This is a genomic window from Pseudoalteromonas sp. APC 3893, assembly GCF_030408095.1.
Classification (GTDB): domain Bacteria; phylum Pseudomonadota; class Gammaproteobacteria; order Enterobacterales; family Alteromonadaceae; genus Pseudoalteromonas.
In genome coordinates, this window is the sequence record NZ_JASDCD010000006.1 from 87,855 (window position 1) to 103,383 (window position 15,529).

The 15,529-nt window shown below is 43.1% G+C and carries 13 protein-coding genes; 11 read left to right on the forward strand and 2 right to left on the reverse strand.

Annotated features, from left to right (window positions below; genetic code table 11):
• Positions 1-22: 22 nt before the first annotated feature.
• Positions 23-2,308: a TonB-dependent receptor gene (locus tag QMA12_RS09895; RefSeq protein WP_290209958.1), complete on the reverse strand. Its 2,286-nt coding sequence runs from the start codon at positions 2,306-2,308 to the stop codon at positions 23-25.
• Between the two features lie 261 nt (positions 2,309-2,569).
• On the opposite strand from QMA12_RS09895, the gene QMA12_RS09900 reads away from it, so the two are divergent.
• The 11 genes from QMA12_RS09900 (at position 2,570) to QMA12_RS09950 (ending at position 14,199) form a co-directional block, all read left to right on the forward strand.
• A complete protein-coding gene (locus QMA12_RS09900; protein ID WP_290209959.1) occupies positions 2,570-3,871 on the forward strand; it encodes an SLC13 family permease in 1,302 nt (433 codons plus the stop codon).
• A gap of 9 nt (positions 3,872-3,880) precedes the next feature.
• The gene (locus QMA12_RS09905; protein ID WP_087531312.1) at positions 3,881-5,077 is read left to right on the forward strand and encodes a homoserine O-acetyltransferase; all 1,197 of its coding nucleotides are present in this window, start codon (positions 3,881-3,883) and stop codon (positions 5,075-5,077) included.
• Positions 5,070-5,831 carry a 3-hydroxybutyrate dehydrogenase gene (locus QMA12_RS09910; RefSeq protein ID WP_087531311.1) on the forward strand — a complete coding sequence of 254 codons (762 nt, stop codon included), beginning with the start codon at positions 5,070-5,072 and terminating at the stop codon, positions 5,829-5,831. Before QMA12_RS09905 ends, QMA12_RS09910 begins: the two co-directional genes overlap by 8 nt.
• Positions 5,832-5,839: 8 nt before the next feature.
• A complete protein-coding gene (locus QMA12_RS09915; RefSeq protein WP_290209962.1) occupies positions 5,840-6,547 on the forward strand; it encodes a CoA transferase subunit A in 708 nt (235 codons plus the stop codon).
• Between the two features lie 10 nt (positions 6,548-6,557).
• Positions 6,558-7,217, forward strand: a complete 660-nt coding sequence (locus tag QMA12_RS09920) for a CoA transferase subunit B (RefSeq protein ID WP_290209964.1) — start codon at positions 6,558-6,560, stop codon at positions 7,215-7,217.
• A 328-nt stretch (positions 7,218-7,545) separates the two neighbouring features.
• Complete coding sequence (locus tag QMA12_RS09925; RefSeq protein ID WP_290209965.1) at positions 7,546-8,799, forward strand: porin; 1,254 nt, start codon at positions 7,546-7,548, stop codon at positions 8,797-8,799.
• 93 nt (positions 8,800-8,892) lie between these two features.
• Positions 8,893-9,795, forward strand: coding sequence for a tripartite tricarboxylate transporter substrate-binding protein (locus tag QMA12_RS09930; RefSeq protein WP_254911136.1), 903 nt, complete (start codon positions 8,893-8,895; stop codon positions 9,793-9,795).
• 12 nt (positions 9,796-9,807) lie between these two features.
• Positions 9,808-10,278 carry a tripartite tricarboxylate transporter TctB family protein gene (locus QMA12_RS09935; RefSeq protein WP_087531307.1) on the forward strand — a complete coding sequence of 157 codons (471 nt, stop codon included), beginning with the start codon at positions 9,808-9,810 and terminating at the stop codon, positions 10,276-10,278.
• Between the two features lie 3 nt (positions 10,279-10,281).
• The gene (locus QMA12_RS09940) at positions 10,282-11,823 is read left to right on the forward strand and encodes a tripartite tricarboxylate transporter permease (RefSeq protein ID WP_290209968.1); all 1,542 of its coding nucleotides are present in this window, start codon (positions 10,282-10,284) and stop codon (positions 11,821-11,823) included.
• An 8-nt stretch (positions 11,824-11,831) separates the two neighbouring features.
• Positions 11,832-13,454, forward strand: a complete 1,623-nt coding sequence (locus QMA12_RS09945; protein ID WP_290209970.1) for a sensor histidine kinase — start codon at positions 11,832-11,834, stop codon at positions 13,452-13,454.
• Positions 13,455-13,476: 22 nt separating this feature from the next.
• A complete protein-coding gene (locus QMA12_RS09950) occupies positions 13,477-14,199 on the forward strand; it encodes a response regulator (RefSeq protein ID WP_087531304.1) in 723 nt (240 codons plus the stop codon).
• On the opposite strand, the gene QMA12_RS09955 is transcribed toward QMA12_RS09950, so the two are convergent.
• Positions 14,196-15,479: a DUF3472 domain-containing protein gene (locus QMA12_RS09955; RefSeq protein ID WP_087531404.1), complete on the reverse strand. Its 1,284-nt coding sequence runs from the start codon at positions 15,477-15,479 to the stop codon at positions 14,196-14,198. The two genes, QMA12_RS09950 and QMA12_RS09955, sit on opposite strands and share 4 nt — an antisense overlap.
• Between the last annotated feature and the right edge of the window lie 50 nt (positions 15,480-15,529).

Here is a 15,529-nt window from a genome sequence, read left to right on the forward strand (position 1 = left end):
AGGCAAACCTTTAAACACCAGCTTAGAAACGATAGCCCACAGTGAGTGACACTGTGCGAGGGTCGCCGTAATAGCTGATTAAGGTGTTATCACCACCAAGGCCTGGCGTATATTTACTGGTATCGCTAGGATCACTTGGATCAGGGGCAACAAATTGATAGCCGCCGATCATATACTCCTCATCAGTGAGGTTTTTACCGTATAATCCGGCACTCCAATGGCCGTCAGTGCTGTACCATGTGATACCTATATTCAGTAACCCATAGGCATCTTGCGTGAGCAGGCTATCTTCTTCAAAGAGTGCGTAATCACCTCGGTAATAGTAGTTACCGTTCATAACAAAGTCGCCCATGTCGGTATACATACGGTACGTTGCCCCTAAATTAAAGGTGAGATCTGGCGTGTTGGATACACTAAAACGATCTGATTTATCGAAGGTTTCGCCAGTTTCAGGGTTTGTATCAATGACGTTATCAAAACTACTGTCGATATAACCAATTGATGCATCGAAGCTCAGTGCTTCTGTAGCAACATAGCTTAGCTCTATCTCTATTCCATCTGAGGTCGATTCACCAATGTTACCTAAGCGCTGATTTAAATCGGCGGCGTTGTCACCTGGTAGTACAGAGATGTATTGGCGGTCTTGGTGATCAAGTGTGAAAAGCGTCACATTGGCGCGTAGGTTATTGTTCCATTCGCTTTTCATACCCAGTTCAAATGAGTCTACTATTTCAGGTTTTGCAGCAGGTTCAGCGGTGGTTGCACGCGGGTTGAAGGTGCCTGATTTAAAACCTTGTGCGTAACTTGCAAAGAACATAATGTCCTTGCTGTATTGATACTCAACCCCAGCGCGTGGTGTAAAACGTGACCAGTCTTCGCTGTCATCCAGTACTGTGGGTACTAATTGACCTTCAGGGCGAACATAGCCCGGTACCCAACCTGATTCAGGGTAAACGGTATCAAATATAAGGCCGTTATTGACTTGGGCTTCTTTACTGTCTTGGGTATAGCGCGCACCTAAAGTCATCGACCACTTATCATCAAAATCATAACTCCCTTGAATGTAGGCTGCTTTACTAGTGGAGTTGCTGCACCCACTTACTTCGCGGGTAAGACCTGGTGCTGCTAAGCTTTTACCGAGTTCTTCTAAGATAGCTTCAAACTGACCACACGATTCACCATCGTAATAATACAACCCTGATACGAACTTATAGTTATCCCCTTGATGGTTAAGCTGTAATTCGTGTGTAGTTTGCTCATCATCATAAATAGCGGGTACGTCAAAAATACGGATAGAGGTATTATCAAAATCAATATTTGTTGGCGAGTAGCTTTCACGGCTTGAACCAATGTACTTTAAGCTGGTGTTGTTACTCATATCCCAGCGCGCGGTTAAGCTATAGCCTTCAAGCTCGACTTTGTTCCATGTTGGCAAGCTGGTATAAGAGTCGTATACGCTATCAGGGACGGGGGCATCGGTTAGTAAGCTGGGTAATAAGCGATAACCGCCTTTGGCGTTTGACTCATCTTCAGTTTTGTCCCACGCGAGTTTAAAAAATAAATCGTCAGTGGGTGTATATTCTAACGTTACGCGTGCGGCGGTAACGTTTTTGTTGTAGTTTTCACGGTCTTGATTATCAAGTGCAGACGTTAAAAACTCACCAAAACCGTCACGGTTTAAGGTAGCAAAACCAAAGCCAACATAGAGTTTTTCATCTATCAGTGGCAGTTGCCCGGTTATTTTTAAGTCTTTTTGGTTGTAGCTTCCTACAGTGCCTTGCACATTGAGTGTAGCATCACCACTCATCTCTTTGGTCACGTACTTAATTGCCCCACCAATGGTATTTTTACCATATAGCGTGCCTTGTGGCCCGCGCAGTACTTCAATTTGTTGTACGTCCAGTAAATCCAGTACCGCACCTTGCGGGCGCGCTAAATAAACGTCATCGATATAAATACCAACGCCAGGCTCGTAACCCCAAAGCGGGTCTTGTTGACCGACCCCTCGAATGAATGCCGTAATGGTTGAATTGGTACCGCGGCTTGCTTGCAACGTGGTATTTGGTGAAAACTGTTGTACCTCAGTCATAACGCTAATGCCGTTTTCGGCCAACTCTTGTGCCCCGATAGAGGTCACTGCCACAGGGACTTCTTGTAAGTTCTCTACGGTTTTACGCGCGGTTACTTCAATACGTTCTAATTCACCTTTGGCTTGAGTGGTTTGCTCGGCGGCAATGTTGTTGCCACTAAATAGCGCCAGTGAAACGGCGAGGGTAACCGGTGTGATTTTTTGATTGAGCTTAATCATGGTGTGTTCCTGTTTTTGTTGTCTTTGTTGATTGTTTCATTGCTCATGTCACCTGCATCTAATGTAGAAGATAGTTACAAAAAAGGAATTAGTACCATAGTGCTATACGCTCTCAATGCCTTGACTTAACTGGCTTTTAAGCCAAATTTAAATGGTGTAGTACCTTAGTGCTATGTCATTTTTACTGTTTTAACGTAAGACTAAATTCAATTACTGCGATGTCACCTCATCTGTGTAATAACAATAATTATAGGAATGTTTATGCTGAGCATGATAGGGCTGTTAGGCGGTTTAATACTGCTGATTATATTAACGTTGCGTGGCGTTAACTTGTTTATTGCTGCGCCAATTTGCGCACTGCTAGTGGCATTAAGTAGTGGGATGGCTATATTTCCAGTCTCGGCAGAGAGTAATTTTATCTCTGCTTATATGGACGGTTTTGCTGGGTTTTTAAGTGCATGGTTTTTTATGTTCTTACTCGGATCGCTATTCGGTAAATTTATGGAAGACACCGGTGCGGCAGATAGCGTAGCAAGCTATATTGTTGGCAAGCTAGGCATGAAACATGCGGTGCTCGCAGTGGTCATTGCCTGTGCCGTACTGACTTACGGTGGCGTTAGCGTGTTTATTGTGGCGTTTTCGGTTTATCCGATGGCGCTTAGTTTATTTAAAGATGCCGATTTACCTCGGCGTTTTATTCCTGCGACCTTGGCATTTGGCTCGGTGACATTCACTATGACTTCGGCGGGCTCACCTGAGATTCAGAACTGGATACCGGTTAAGCATCTAGGGACATCACCTTATGCAGCATGGGAAGTCAGCCTAGTAGTGGCTATTTTTATGGCGATTGTGGGTTACGTTTGGCTTAACAAAATGATTAAAAAGGCCGTTTCAAATGGGGAGCGATTTGCTGCCCGTGATGATGATCCGGTGATCTTAGAACGTGAACGACCGCATCCTATTACGGGGGTTATCCCGCTTATAGTGGTGTTACTTTTATCATTTATGTTGCACGATATTTTACAGCAAACGGCTTTGATAGTGGCGCTACTCGGTGGGGTATTAAGCATTGTAATCATCAACTTTAAATACTTTCATAACATGTCTAATGCCATCAATGTGGGCACCACCGGCGCTTTGGTCGCCATTGGCAATACAGCCGCCGTGGTGGGGTTTGGTGCAGTGGCTAAAGTGTCGCCGGCGTTTATTGCGGCTGTTGATCTAATGACTCAGGTACCAGGTAATGAATTAGTCGGCGCAGCGGTGGCGGTGAGCGTTATTGCAGGCTTAACGGGCTCTGCATCGGGTGGCCAAGCCATTGCGCTACCGCTTGTTGCCCCAGGTTATTTGGATATGGGTGTCAACCCTGAACAATTGCACCGTGTCGTGGCGATTAGCTCCGGCGCACTGGATAGTTTACCCCACAATGGATATGTCGTTACCACCATACGGGCTATCTGTAATGAAACGCACCAACGGGCTTATTGGCCACTGGCAGCATTAACTGTGGTTATCCCGCTTATTGGTGTCGCGTTGGCATTAGGTCTATTTATAACTTTTTAAGGAAGGGCAATGAAAACAACATTCATAATCATCGGATTGCTTTTATTTTATAGTAGCGCCGTATTTAGTGCAGACAAAGCTGCGTCCATGCTGGTGGAGAAACAACATTTTACCAGCAAAGATTTTACCACTGTGTCTGGTAAGACTTTACCGCAGGTTGATATTGGTTGGGAAAGCTACGGCACGCTGAATAAAGCCAAAGATAATGTGATTTTAATCACTCATTATTTTTCTGGCACGTCTCATGCGGCGGGTAAATACAACGCTGATGACGCTTTGCCTGGGTATTGGGATGCAATTATAGGCCCTGGCAAAGCCATTGATACTAATAAATACTTTGTGATTAGCTCTGACACTTTAGTAAATGCAAACTGGCATGATCCGAACGTAATTACAACGGGCCCTGCTTCAATCAATCCTGCTACTAAAAAACCTTACGGGCTCGACTTTCCTGTAGTGACAATTACTGACTTTGTAAATGTGCAAAAACGGTTGCTCGATAGCTTAGGCATCAAAAAGTTACACGCAGTGATGGGCGCATCAATGGGGTCATTCCAGGCGCTTGAGTGGGCGGTGCGTTACCCCGATCAGGTTGAGCGACTTATTCATGTGATCGGTGCTGCAACTATGGATGCGTGGACGGTAGCGGCCCTTGAAAAATGGGCATTACCCATTCGGTTAGATAAAAATTGGCAGCAAGGTAATTATTACAACAAAGAGCGCCCGCTAGATGGTTTGGCGGCAACCATGCTGAACATTACGCAAGATGCCATGCATCCGATTATTTATAACGCCAGCTTCCCGAACTTTAATGTGCTTGATCAAGGAGCGTTGAATGATATTCGCACCTTGCCTCAGCTTAGCCAAACATTAGCAACACGGGCTATGGCACGCGCGAAAACCCAAGATGCTAATCACGTGTTGTATTTAGTGCGTGCATCACAGCTTTTTACCGCGGGTATGCAAGGTGACTTAACCAATGCACTGAAAAACGTGAAAGCAAAAACCTTATTGCTGCCTGCAACAAACGATTTATTACTTCGTCCTGAAAACATGCGCACAGTATATAGCGCGATGAAAACAGCTGGAAAAGAGGTTGAAATTTCAGAGATTGAAGGCGGTTGGGGACATTTAGATGGTATTTTTTCTATCTCACCAAAGGCTGAGCTTATCAGTGACTTTTTAAAGGAGCAACCGCATGAGTAAAACGGTATTAATTACTGGGGCTGCCAGTGGTATTGGTTTTTATATTGCTGAGCAACTAGCCAAGGCTGGTCATTACATTATCGTCACTGATTTACATCAACACAGCGCCGAACAAGCTGCAGCTAAAATCATTGAGCAAGATGGGAATGCACAAGGCTTTGCACTGAATGTGGCTGATAGTGATGCAATTGAAATATTTTTTAATGAGTTTAAACGGCCGATTGATGTATTGATTAATAATGCCGGTATTCAGCATGTAGCCAAGCTTGAGGATTTCCCGGCTGATAAATGGCAGCTTTTACAACAAGTGATGTTAGTTGGGCCAGCGATGATGACCAAAGCGGTGTTACCGCGTATGCGAGAGCAAAATTTTGGCCGTATTATTAATATTGGCTCTATCCATGCGATGGTCGCGTCTAAATATAAGTCAGCTTATATTGCTGCCAAGCATGGCTTAATTGGCTTTGCTAAAACCATGGCGCTGGAAACAGGGGATGCCAATATTACCATTAATACGGTATGCCCTGCGTACGTAAAAACGCCGTTAGTTGAACAACAAATTGCATCACAAGCTAAAGAGCATGGCCTATCAGAGCAGCAAGTCATCGATACTATTATGCTTGCACCCATGCCTAAAAAAGCCTTTATTGGTTTGGATGAAATACATCATACCGTCGCGTTTTTAATGGCAGATGCGGCACGTAATATTACCGCACAAGCAATAGCGATAGATGGCGGTTGGACAGCACAATAGGGGGTATTATGGCAGGTTTTGATAAAGTAGTAGCTAGTTACGATGAGGCCATGGCGGGTCTTACAGATGGCATGACGGTGATTGCTGGTGGCTTTGGTTTATGTGGGATTCCTGAAGGGCTTATTGCACAAATTAAGCGCCAGTGCACGCGAGATTTAACCGTCGTATCAAATAACTGTGGGGTTGATGGCTTTGGCCTCGGAGTACTGCTAGAAGATAAACAAATTAGCAAAATGGTCGCCTCTTATGTGGGTGAAAACGCGTTATTTGAGCAGCAATTATTAAGTGGTGAGCTCGAAGTAGAGCTAACTCCACAAGGCACCTTAGCCGAAAAAATGCGTGCCGGTGGGGCGGGTATACCTGCCTTTTATACCGCAACTGGAGTGGGTACCCCTGTGGCTAATGGCAAAGAAACCCGAAACATTAATGGCCGTGATTATTTACTAGAGCCGAGTATTACTGGAGATTTTGCCATTGTTAAAGCGTGGAAGGCTGACCGCTACGGTAATTGCATTTACCGCCATACGGCGATGAACTTTAACCCCATGGCCGCCACCGCAGGGAAAATTACCGTACTGGAAGTTGAAGAAATCGTAGAATCTGGAGAGCTTGAACCCAGTCAAATCCATACCCCAGGTATCTATATCGATAGAGTAATAAAAGGTGAGTTTGAAAAGCGCATCGAAAAAGTCACTACGCAAGCGGCAAAGCTTTAAGGAGTAAATAATGGCGTTAACACGAGAGCAAATAGCAAAACGCGTAGCGATGGAGTTACAAGATGGCTACTACGTTAATTTAGGAATTGGAATACCTACACTAGTGGCGAATTATGTCTCTGAGGACATTGAGGTAATGCTGCAATCGGAAAATGGCTTGCTAGGTATGGGGCCATATCCAAGTGAAGCGCAAGTCGATGCAGATATGATCAACGCCGGAAAAGAAACCGTCACAGCGGCTAAAGGTGCTGCCATTTTTAACTCTGCAGAGAGTTTTGCCATGATCCGCGGTGGTCATGTGGACTTAACTGTATTAGGTGCGTTTGAAGTCGATCAAAACGGCAATATTGCCAGCTGGATGATCCCTAATAAGCTAGTCAAAGGCATGGGCGGTGCAATGGATTTAGTCGCAGGGGCTAAAAATATTATTTGCACCATGACCCATGCAAACAAACATGGAGAATCTAAATTGCTGCGAGAATGCAGCCTACCACTGACTGGTGTAGCGTGTATTAATAAAGTGATCACCGATTTGGCTCTGCTAGAAATTAGAGATGGTGCATTTCACCTTTTAGAGTGCGCACCGGGTGTGTCAATTGAAGAAATAAAAGCTAAAACGGCAGGTAAGCTTGTTGTTAGCGAGCGTGTAAAAATCATGAATGTTGATTAATAATATAGGGCACTTACCGAAATTACCTTCTATGTAAAAAGTACTGCTGCATGTTTTATATATGTATAAAACATGCTCCTTTATCGCTTTGAACCCACTTGTATAACCAAATAACAAATCAACCACTTACCATTAAACTCTGCGCGTTAATTTATTGTGCTCATAAAGCTCATGCACTTTATGATTTTAATCGTTTTTAGATCGATCAATGCAGCTTAACTTCTAAACATTTCGTTAATTTCACGTTAACACTATGCTCGAAGACAGATGGCAGTGTGCAGTCGCTCATCTAACGACAACAAAATCATACACAGGTGTGGAGAAAATAATGAAAGCAAGTAACACACAACTGGCTTTGGCCATTGCAGCCGCTTTAGCAAGTACTTCAGCATTAGCCGCCAACGATACTGAAAAATTACAACAGCAACTGGATGAGCTACAAAAAGAAGTTGATTCAATGAAAGGTAATAAAGCTTTTAACCTTGAATTTGGTGGCCGCTTACAAGTGGACTATAACCATTTTGACGGTGCCTATAATGCAGGTCCTAACCGCTCAGGTGAGGCGGCAAGTGATTTATTTGTACGCCGTGCTCGCTTGTATGTTGAAAGTGAGCATAGTGACTGGGATAACAAGTTACTACTCGATTTTGCCGAAAATACGGGTGAAATTGTGATGGCACGTTTACGCTACAGTGGTTTTGGCAATGGTTTAAAAGTACAGATGGGTAAGCTGCGTGAAGACATTTCTTTAAACGCATTAACCAGCTCTAAGCATATTGCCACGATTGAGCGTAGCTCGCTTGCAGATAACGTATCGCCTTACTTTCAGTGGGGTACATCGGTATACCAATATTTTAAAGACACAGGCTTTCGTTATGCCGTTGGTGTTTATAAAAATGAAGCGTTTGGAGCCAATGGCCATAATGACGATGATGGTTCGCTCGCTCTATCACTGACAGGGCGTTTAACATGGCAACAAGATTTAGATGACGGTGTATTGCATCTAGGTAGTTGGTACTCAAAACGTGATATGGGTGGCCGGGTTTTAACCGGTGCACTTGCGCGTGGTGAAGTACGTAGTACGAACACGCGATTACTTAATTATGCTGCAGGCGGAGAGTTAGTTCGTTTAAATAGCTTTGAACAAGTAGGCCTTGAAGCGGCATATCAAAACAAAGGCTTCAGTGTCGAAGCTGAGTATGCAACCCGAGAAATCGACACGTTAGAAAATAGTTCTGCATTAAATGGGGAACGTTTTGATGCCTATGCCGTAACTGCAAGCTACTTTTTAGATGGTTCACAAAAGAAATACTCAAAAGGCAGCGCGGTGTTTTCTCAACCTAAAGGGGTGAAAAATGCCTGGGAGCTGGTTGCTCGCTTTAGTGGCGCAGATGCAACGTCTGAATCACAAGGTACTGAAGTAACTACCTATACTGCGGGTGCTAACTATTACTACTCTTCACAAATTAAGTTTATGGCTAATCTTGTTTACTCTGAAGTTGAAGGCCCTGGTGCTGATGACTTAGTAGGTAATGAAGATGATGGCTTAGGCTTAGCTGCGCGTATTCAGTACTTATTTTAAGGGGCATAAAACATGAAGTTACTTACAAAAACGTTTAAATCATTTAAAACTACAGTGCTGGCAGCTTCGCTGGTACTAAGCAGCCCATTTGCGATGGCAGATATTCACTTTTTAGTGCCAGGTGGCCCTGGGGGCGGTTGGGACACGACGGCACGTGGTGTTGGCGAAGGCTTGGTCAAAGCTGGCATTGAAGATAATGCGTCTTTTCAAAATATGTCAGGTGGCGGCGGTGGTCGTGCGATAGCTTATTTGATTGAGTCAGGCACTAAAAAAGGCGATATCCTTATGGTTAACTCAACACCCATCGTGTTGCGCGCATTATCAGGGAAAATTCCTTACAGTTATCGAGATTTAACACCAGTTGCCAGCATGATCGCCGATTATGGTGCGTTTGTTGTGCGAAACGACTCACCTTACAAAACGTGGCAGGATGTGATTGCTGCAATGAAAAAAGACCCAGGCTCGGTAAAAGTTGCGGGTGGTTCGGCTCGTGGCAGTATGGATCATTTAGTTGCAGCTCAAGCGGTTAAGTCAGCAGGCCTTGACGGGCGACGTTTACGCTATATTCCTTACGATGCAGGTGGCAAAGCCAAAGCGGGGCTATTATCAGGCGAAGTTAACTTGCTCTCTACAGGCTTGAGTGAGGCACTAGAAGTGGCTAATGGTGGTCAAGCTCGTATTTTGGCAGTGACTTCAGGGAAAACGCTCCCTGATTATCCACAAATCCCAACACTTAAGTCATTGGGCTACGACATGGAATTTGTTAACTGGCGTGGCTTTTTTGCAGCCCCTAATTTACCCGCAGAGAAACTAGCGCAGTACACCGAAAAATTACGCAAGCTACAAACTACCCCTGAATGGGAAGCCGTACGAGCTCGTAATGGGTGGTTAAACCTGTTTCAAGAGAAAGATCAATTTATAAAGTCACTTGAGCAGCAAGAAGCACAGCTTAAAGTCGTTATGGAAGAACTCGGCTTTATTCGTACATTACGTTAATCGGGGCTAATGATGTTAAACCGTGAATTACTAGGGCCAAGTTTATTCTTGGCGCTATTTACCTTATACGCCATTGTTGCATGGCAAATTCCACTTCTTCCTTTTGAAGAATATGAGACGGTGACCTCGGCAACGTTGCCCAAGGTTTACGCTGCTTTTGGCATTGTCGTCTGCCTGCTATCGATTGGGGCGACTTTATTAAAACCTAAAGAGCAAACCGCTGAGTTAGCACAGCGCTTAGAGAAGGATGATGTGCTTCGCACTTTCGCCTTGCTAGTGCTGATGGTTTTATATAGTGCGGCATTAGAGCCAATTGGTTTCTTAATTTCTACGAGTGCTTTTTTATTAGTTGGTTTTTTTGTGATGGGTGAACGACGTAAAAAGATTTTATTGTTTGCATCTATTCCTGTTGCCGTGGTTTTTTGGTTTTTAATGACCCAAGTGCTCGGTATTTATTTGGTTCCTGGTGATCTGTGGAGTTAAGTTATGTTTGATGGAATTATGCTAGGTTTGTCGACCGTGCTCGACTGGAATAATTTGTTGTACGTTATTGTCGGTTGCTTTGTTGGTACCTTTATCGGCATGCTACCAGGCCTTGGTCCTATTACTGCTATCGCGTTAATGATCCCAATTACTTATAGTATCGGCGCCGACTCAGGCATGATCTTAATGGCTGGGGTTTACTACGGTGCTATTTTTGGTGGCTCAACATCATCAATATTAATCAATGCACCAGGTGTTGCAGGCACGGTAGCCTCCTCTTTTGATGGCTACCCATTAGCTAAGCAAGGGCATGCTGGTAAAGCATTGGCTATCGCTGCTTATTCTTCCTTTATAGGTGGCACAATAGGCGCAATTTTACTCATGGTTGCAGCGCCGCTGTTAGCAAAAGTATCGTTAAGCTTTCAGTCACCGGATTACGTTGTATTGATGTTTTTAGGTTTGACTGCGATTGCTGCATTTTCTAATAAAGGGCAATTTTTAAAAGCCATGATGATGACTGTATTTGGTTTAATGCTTGCAACAGTGGGTATTGATCCATCGTCTGGCACAGAGCGTTTTACCTTTGGTCAAGCAGATTTACTCGATGGTATTAGCTTTTTATTAGTCGCAATGGCAACGTTTGCACTCGCTGAGGCATTGATTAATGTTGTTCGCCCTGAGAAAAAAGAAGTGAAAAGTATTAATGACTCTGACACTCCGCAAATTGGTTCAACCAAATTAAGTAAAGAAGAAATTAAAGAGATGGCACCAACTGTTGGCCGATCTTCTCTCCTTGGTTTTATTGTTGGTGTACTCCCTGGCGCTGGGGCGACAATTGCGAGCTTTATGGCGTATGCAACCGAGCGAAACTTAGCCCCAAAAGCATTAAAAGATAAATTTGGCAAAGGTTCATTGCGTGGTTTAGCTGCGCCAGAGTCAGCTAACAATGCAGCTTGCACAGGCTCTTTTGTGCCATTATTAACATTAGGTATTCCAGGTTCTGGTACTACTGCTATTATGTTGGGTGCATTAATTGCTTATGGCATTCAGCCTGGCCCAATGTTGATGGAAGAAAACCCAAGCGTATTTTGGGCTGTGATTGTTAGTATGTATTTTGGTAACATTGTGCTGCTTATCTTGAACTTGCCACTGATCCCTTACTTTGCAAAAGTATTGGCGATGCCTAAATCAGTGCTTACTATCATGATCTTATTCTTTAGTTTAATTGGGGTTTATTTAGTCTCATTTAATACGTTTGATTTATTTATGATGGTTGGTTTTGCGCTGGTGGCTTTGGTGTTAAGGATTCTCGCTTTCCCAATGGCTCCTTTACTACTAGGCTTTATTTTAGGTGATATGATTGAACGCAACTTCCGTCGTTCGATGATGCTATCAGATGGTTCGCTAAGCTTTTTATGGGAGCGCCCACTGACATTGAGTATTTTTGTTATCTCAATCTTAGTATTATTATTCCCGTTAAAAGACTTTATAACGCAGCGCCGTGCTGATAAAGCTGAGCTTAAAGCGAAAATGCCTAATAATTAAGGTTAAGTATGAAGTACACCAAAAAGCAAAATCCATTGCAAAGCATGGTTAAGACACCTAAGCGCTTAGAAACGCGATTAATAATTTGGGTGACAGGATTATGCGTACTACAAGCAATATTATTTGGCGGTTTGGTGTATCAAATTACAGCGCAAAGCTTGCACAATCACATTGGCGATAAAGCATTAGCTGTTGCTACTAGTATTGCATCCAGTAAAGATGTGGCTCTGGCTTTACAAGAACCTAGCAATTTAGTAGCAATCAATCAAAAAATAGAAAATCTGCGTCAGCTTACTGACGCAGATTTTATTGTTATTGGTGATAAAAATGCCCATCGAATTGCGCACCCAGATCGTAATAAACTCGGCCAACCTATGGTCGGTGGTGATAGCCAAGCTGCGTTGCGCGGAGAGCGCTATATATCTTTAGCGCAGGGTAGTTTGGGAGAGTCGATTCGAGGAAAAGTACCTGTATACGATGAACAACAAAATATTATTGGTTTAGTCTCGGTTGGCTTTTTAGTTCAGTCAGTGGAGCCTTTGATTCAGGCGCGTATTGTTGAAATAGTCGCTTGGGGCCTGCTATTAGTTGTACTGAGTATTTTAGCCGCCGTGTTTATTGGCCAACGTGTTCGTAATGCTATTTTTGGTTTGCAGCCTGATGAAATCGCAAGGCTATTTTCAGAGCAAGACGCAATTTTAAACACTATGCGCAGTGGTGTTATAGCTCTTGATCCTGATGGCCGAGTGCGTAAATTAACGCAGCGCGCGTGCGAAATTTTAGATAAACCGACAGCTTACACTGAGCAAGATTTATTGCTCAGTGATTTACTGCCAGAACATGCTGACTTTTTATTACGTAATCAACGCCGTAAAATGGTTGGCTTTGAGCTGTTTGCGGCTGATAAACGGCTTGTTTTATCTCGTTTTTCATTGCAAGTACAAGGTCAAAATAATGGTATTTTATTGACTTTGCGCCCTGCTGATGAGCTTGAATATATGAGCCAACAGCTCACTAAAGTTCAAGCGTTTGCTGAATTATTACGCGTGCAAACTCATGATTATTCAAATAAACTTAATTTAATTGGTGCTTTGATCCAAATGGGTGAAACCGATAAAGCAATTGAATTAATAGGTCAAGAAAGCCAAGGCTCACAAGCGCAAATACATCATTTGCTGGAGCGTATTCAAGATCCTGTACTAGCAGGACTATTGGTTGGCAAATATCATAAAGCGCGAGAACTAAATGTAATTCTTGAGCTGAACCCAGATAGCTTACTGAGTGAAATTACCCATAAAGACATGATTGAACGAGTAGTGTCAATTTTAGGTAACTTGATTGATAATGCGATTGATGCGGCAATTAGGGCTGCAGAGCTACGTAAACCCCATGTGCGCGTTACGGTTGATGAAACAAGTAAAACGTTATTATTTGATGTTGAAGACAGCGGTATGGGTTTAGGTAGTGATCATGAAGTGATATTTACTCCGCAATATAGCTCAAAATCCGGGGCTGAACATGGCGTAGGTTTGTACTTAGTTAAAACCAATTTAGATTCATGCGGTGGTAGTTTAGAAATTGGTGAATCAGACCTAAAAGGCGCTCGACTAAGCGTTTATATTCCAAAATGAAAAATATAAGAGTGATAGTAAAATGACATATTCAGTGATCATTATTGAAGATGAAATCGAAGTTGCGCAATTATTGGCACAATACTTACTGTTACCTAATGGTGGAGCGGGAAACCAAGTGGCGAGGCAGGGGTTACGTCAAGGGCAGTATCAAGTTGTTGGTATTGCAGCGAACCTTGCTACTGCGGATGCACTGTTAAAGGCGATAGAGCCTGATTTAATATTATTAGATATTCACTTACCGGATGGTAATGGTTTAGATTTATTAACAGAATTACGTGCACGGGCAATTAAAAGTGATGTGATGTTACTGACCGCTGCAAAAGAAGTCGAAACTCTTGAAAAGGCAATTCAACTAGGTGCATGTGATTTTTTAGTGAAACCGTTAATGTTAAATCGCTTGGATCAAGCTCTAGCGCGCTTCGAAGCACGTCATCAATGTTTGTCAGATGCTAACGAGGTAACGCAGTCTATGGTCGATACGTTATTTGGCTCAAACGAGCAAAGTAAAGCACCCGCTCGGTTACCCAAAGGGGTTGATCAACTCACATTACGAAAAATTATAGATGCTTTCAATGCGAACAAAAAAACACCTTTCACAGCTCAGCAAATGGGTGATCTAGTGGGAGTGAGTCGTTCTACAGCAAGGCGTTATCTGGAATATTTACTTGAAGCTGAACAAGTGAGTGCCGACCAAAGCTATGGTAGCATTGGCCGACCAGAGCGCTGTTATAAAATGGATTAGTGTTTTGGCAGTGCACTCAAATCAATATCAGGTTCAGCGGTTGTCATGCGCTCAAACTGGCTTTGCAATTTGGTAGGACCAGTGAAGAATCCAGTATTACGTAAGTAAAATTGCCCATTGTGAGTGCCGCCTTGGTAATCCATTCTAGATTGTTTAGCGGCAGTTGCATCATAGGTAAAACGTGCTTTAGTAAGTGCATGCCATTTTCCTTCAGTATCTCTGAGCCACTGATTACCGTATAACGCTTTACGCTCGAATTGCCCCGCATCTGGGATAAAATTTTCTAAAAAACTATGTGGCCTTGCTATATATGTATTGGTATTAGGGCGCCTGAAAGCAGCGATGAAGAGCCACTTTTCAGTGATAGGATCATAAAAATATGCGCTATAGTCGGTTTTATTATTAAGGCTTTCAGTTGGGTTCACTTTCAATAAAAAGCGATACGTTTGGTCAGCTTGCCATGGAAAGATCAAATAACTTTGTCCACCCGAGCCTTCATTACCAAATTTACCAGTGTAAACATTTTTACCCTTTGCTAGCAGTTGAATACGCATATTATTTGGTATCGCAGTTGGATCATCCGTTTGAAATGGACTCCAAACTGAAAACAAAACTCTGCGCTCGGTTTCAGAGTTAACCTGTATACCAAAGTAACCCTCAGCAAAACCATTGGCCATAAAATAGGCTCCTTGAGGATCATACCCTTGTGGTACCGTGAGTTCTGAGTAAAACCATTGATAGCTTTTTGAAGTATCGTTTATTGGGTAGTTTAAATGTACAGATGGACCGCGACGTCCCCAATAAATATCATCCTTTACATATAAAGGTGCTGGCGACTCTTTATCTAGCGTGATAATTAGCCCTTGAATATCAGCAAAGGTGTCTGCTGTTTTAGCTATACCCCTAAGTTGCAATTGTTGGTATCCGATTTGTTCTGGCATAAACTCACCAAGGTCGATATCTTTAAAATGTTGATTAGTTAGCGTAATTAACTGACTCTGTTGATTGAAATCGACTTTCAGCTGGCTTTGTTCACCTGTAACTTTTACGCGCAACTTTAAATTAAAGGTGGCTTTTGTTGACAGGTAAAAGTAGTGATTGACGGGTATTGTTGAGTCTTGCCAGTGCGTGATCCCCGCATCACTAATCAGTTTTTTATTTACTGAGATACTATGGCTAGTAGCACTATTACCGTAACTAGGAATAAAGTAATCTGTGGTTTGGTTTGCCACTGCAAATGAAGTCCATAATAATGAACCAATAAATAGTAATACTCTCATAGCGAGCTCCATAAAAAGCGCCGACAAACGGCGCTAATATAAGTGGGTAT

Coding starts and splice junctions, on each gene's coding strand:
- QMA12_RS09895 (WP_290209958.1), bottom strand. CDS start 2,308: ATGATTAAGCTCAATCAAAAAATCACACCGGTTACCCTCGCCGTTTCA.
- QMA12_RS09900 (WP_290209959.1), top strand. CDS start 2,570: ATGCTGAGCATGATAGGGCTGTTAGGCGGTTTAATACTGCTGATTATA.
- QMA12_RS09905 (WP_087531312.1), top strand. CDS start 3,881: ATGAAAACAACATTCATAATCATCGGATTGCTTTTATTTTATAGTAGC.
- QMA12_RS09910 (WP_087531311.1), top strand. CDS start 5,070: ATGAGTAAAACGGTATTAATTACTGGGGCTGCCAGTGGTATTGGTTTT.
- QMA12_RS09915 (WP_290209962.1), top strand. CDS start 5,840: ATGGCAGGTTTTGATAAAGTAGTAGCTAGTTACGATGAGGCCATGGCG.
- QMA12_RS09920 (WP_290209964.1), top strand. CDS start 6,558: ATGGCGTTAACACGAGAGCAAATAGCAAAACGCGTAGCGATGGAGTTA.
- QMA12_RS09925 (WP_290209965.1), top strand. CDS start 7,546: ATGAAAGCAAGTAACACACAACTGGCTTTGGCCATTGCAGCCGCTTTA.
- QMA12_RS09930 (WP_254911136.1), top strand. CDS start 8,893: ATGGCAGATATTCACTTTTTAGTGCCAGGTGGCCCTGGGGGCGGTTGG.
- QMA12_RS09935 (WP_087531307.1), top strand. CDS start 9,808: ATGTTAAACCGTGAATTACTAGGGCCAAGTTTATTCTTGGCGCTATTT.
- QMA12_RS09940 (WP_290209968.1), top strand. CDS start 10,282: ATGTTTGATGGAATTATGCTAGGTTTGTCGACCGTGCTCGACTGGAAT.
- QMA12_RS09945 (WP_290209970.1), top strand. CDS start 11,832: ATGAAGTACACCAAAAAGCAAAATCCATTGCAAAGCATGGTTAAGACA.
- QMA12_RS09950 (WP_087531304.1), top strand. CDS start 13,477: ATGACATATTCAGTGATCATTATTGAAGATGAAATCGAAGTTGCGCAA.
- QMA12_RS09955 (WP_087531404.1), bottom strand. CDS start 15,479: ATGAGAGTATTACTATTTATTGGTTCATTATTATGGACTTCATTTGCA.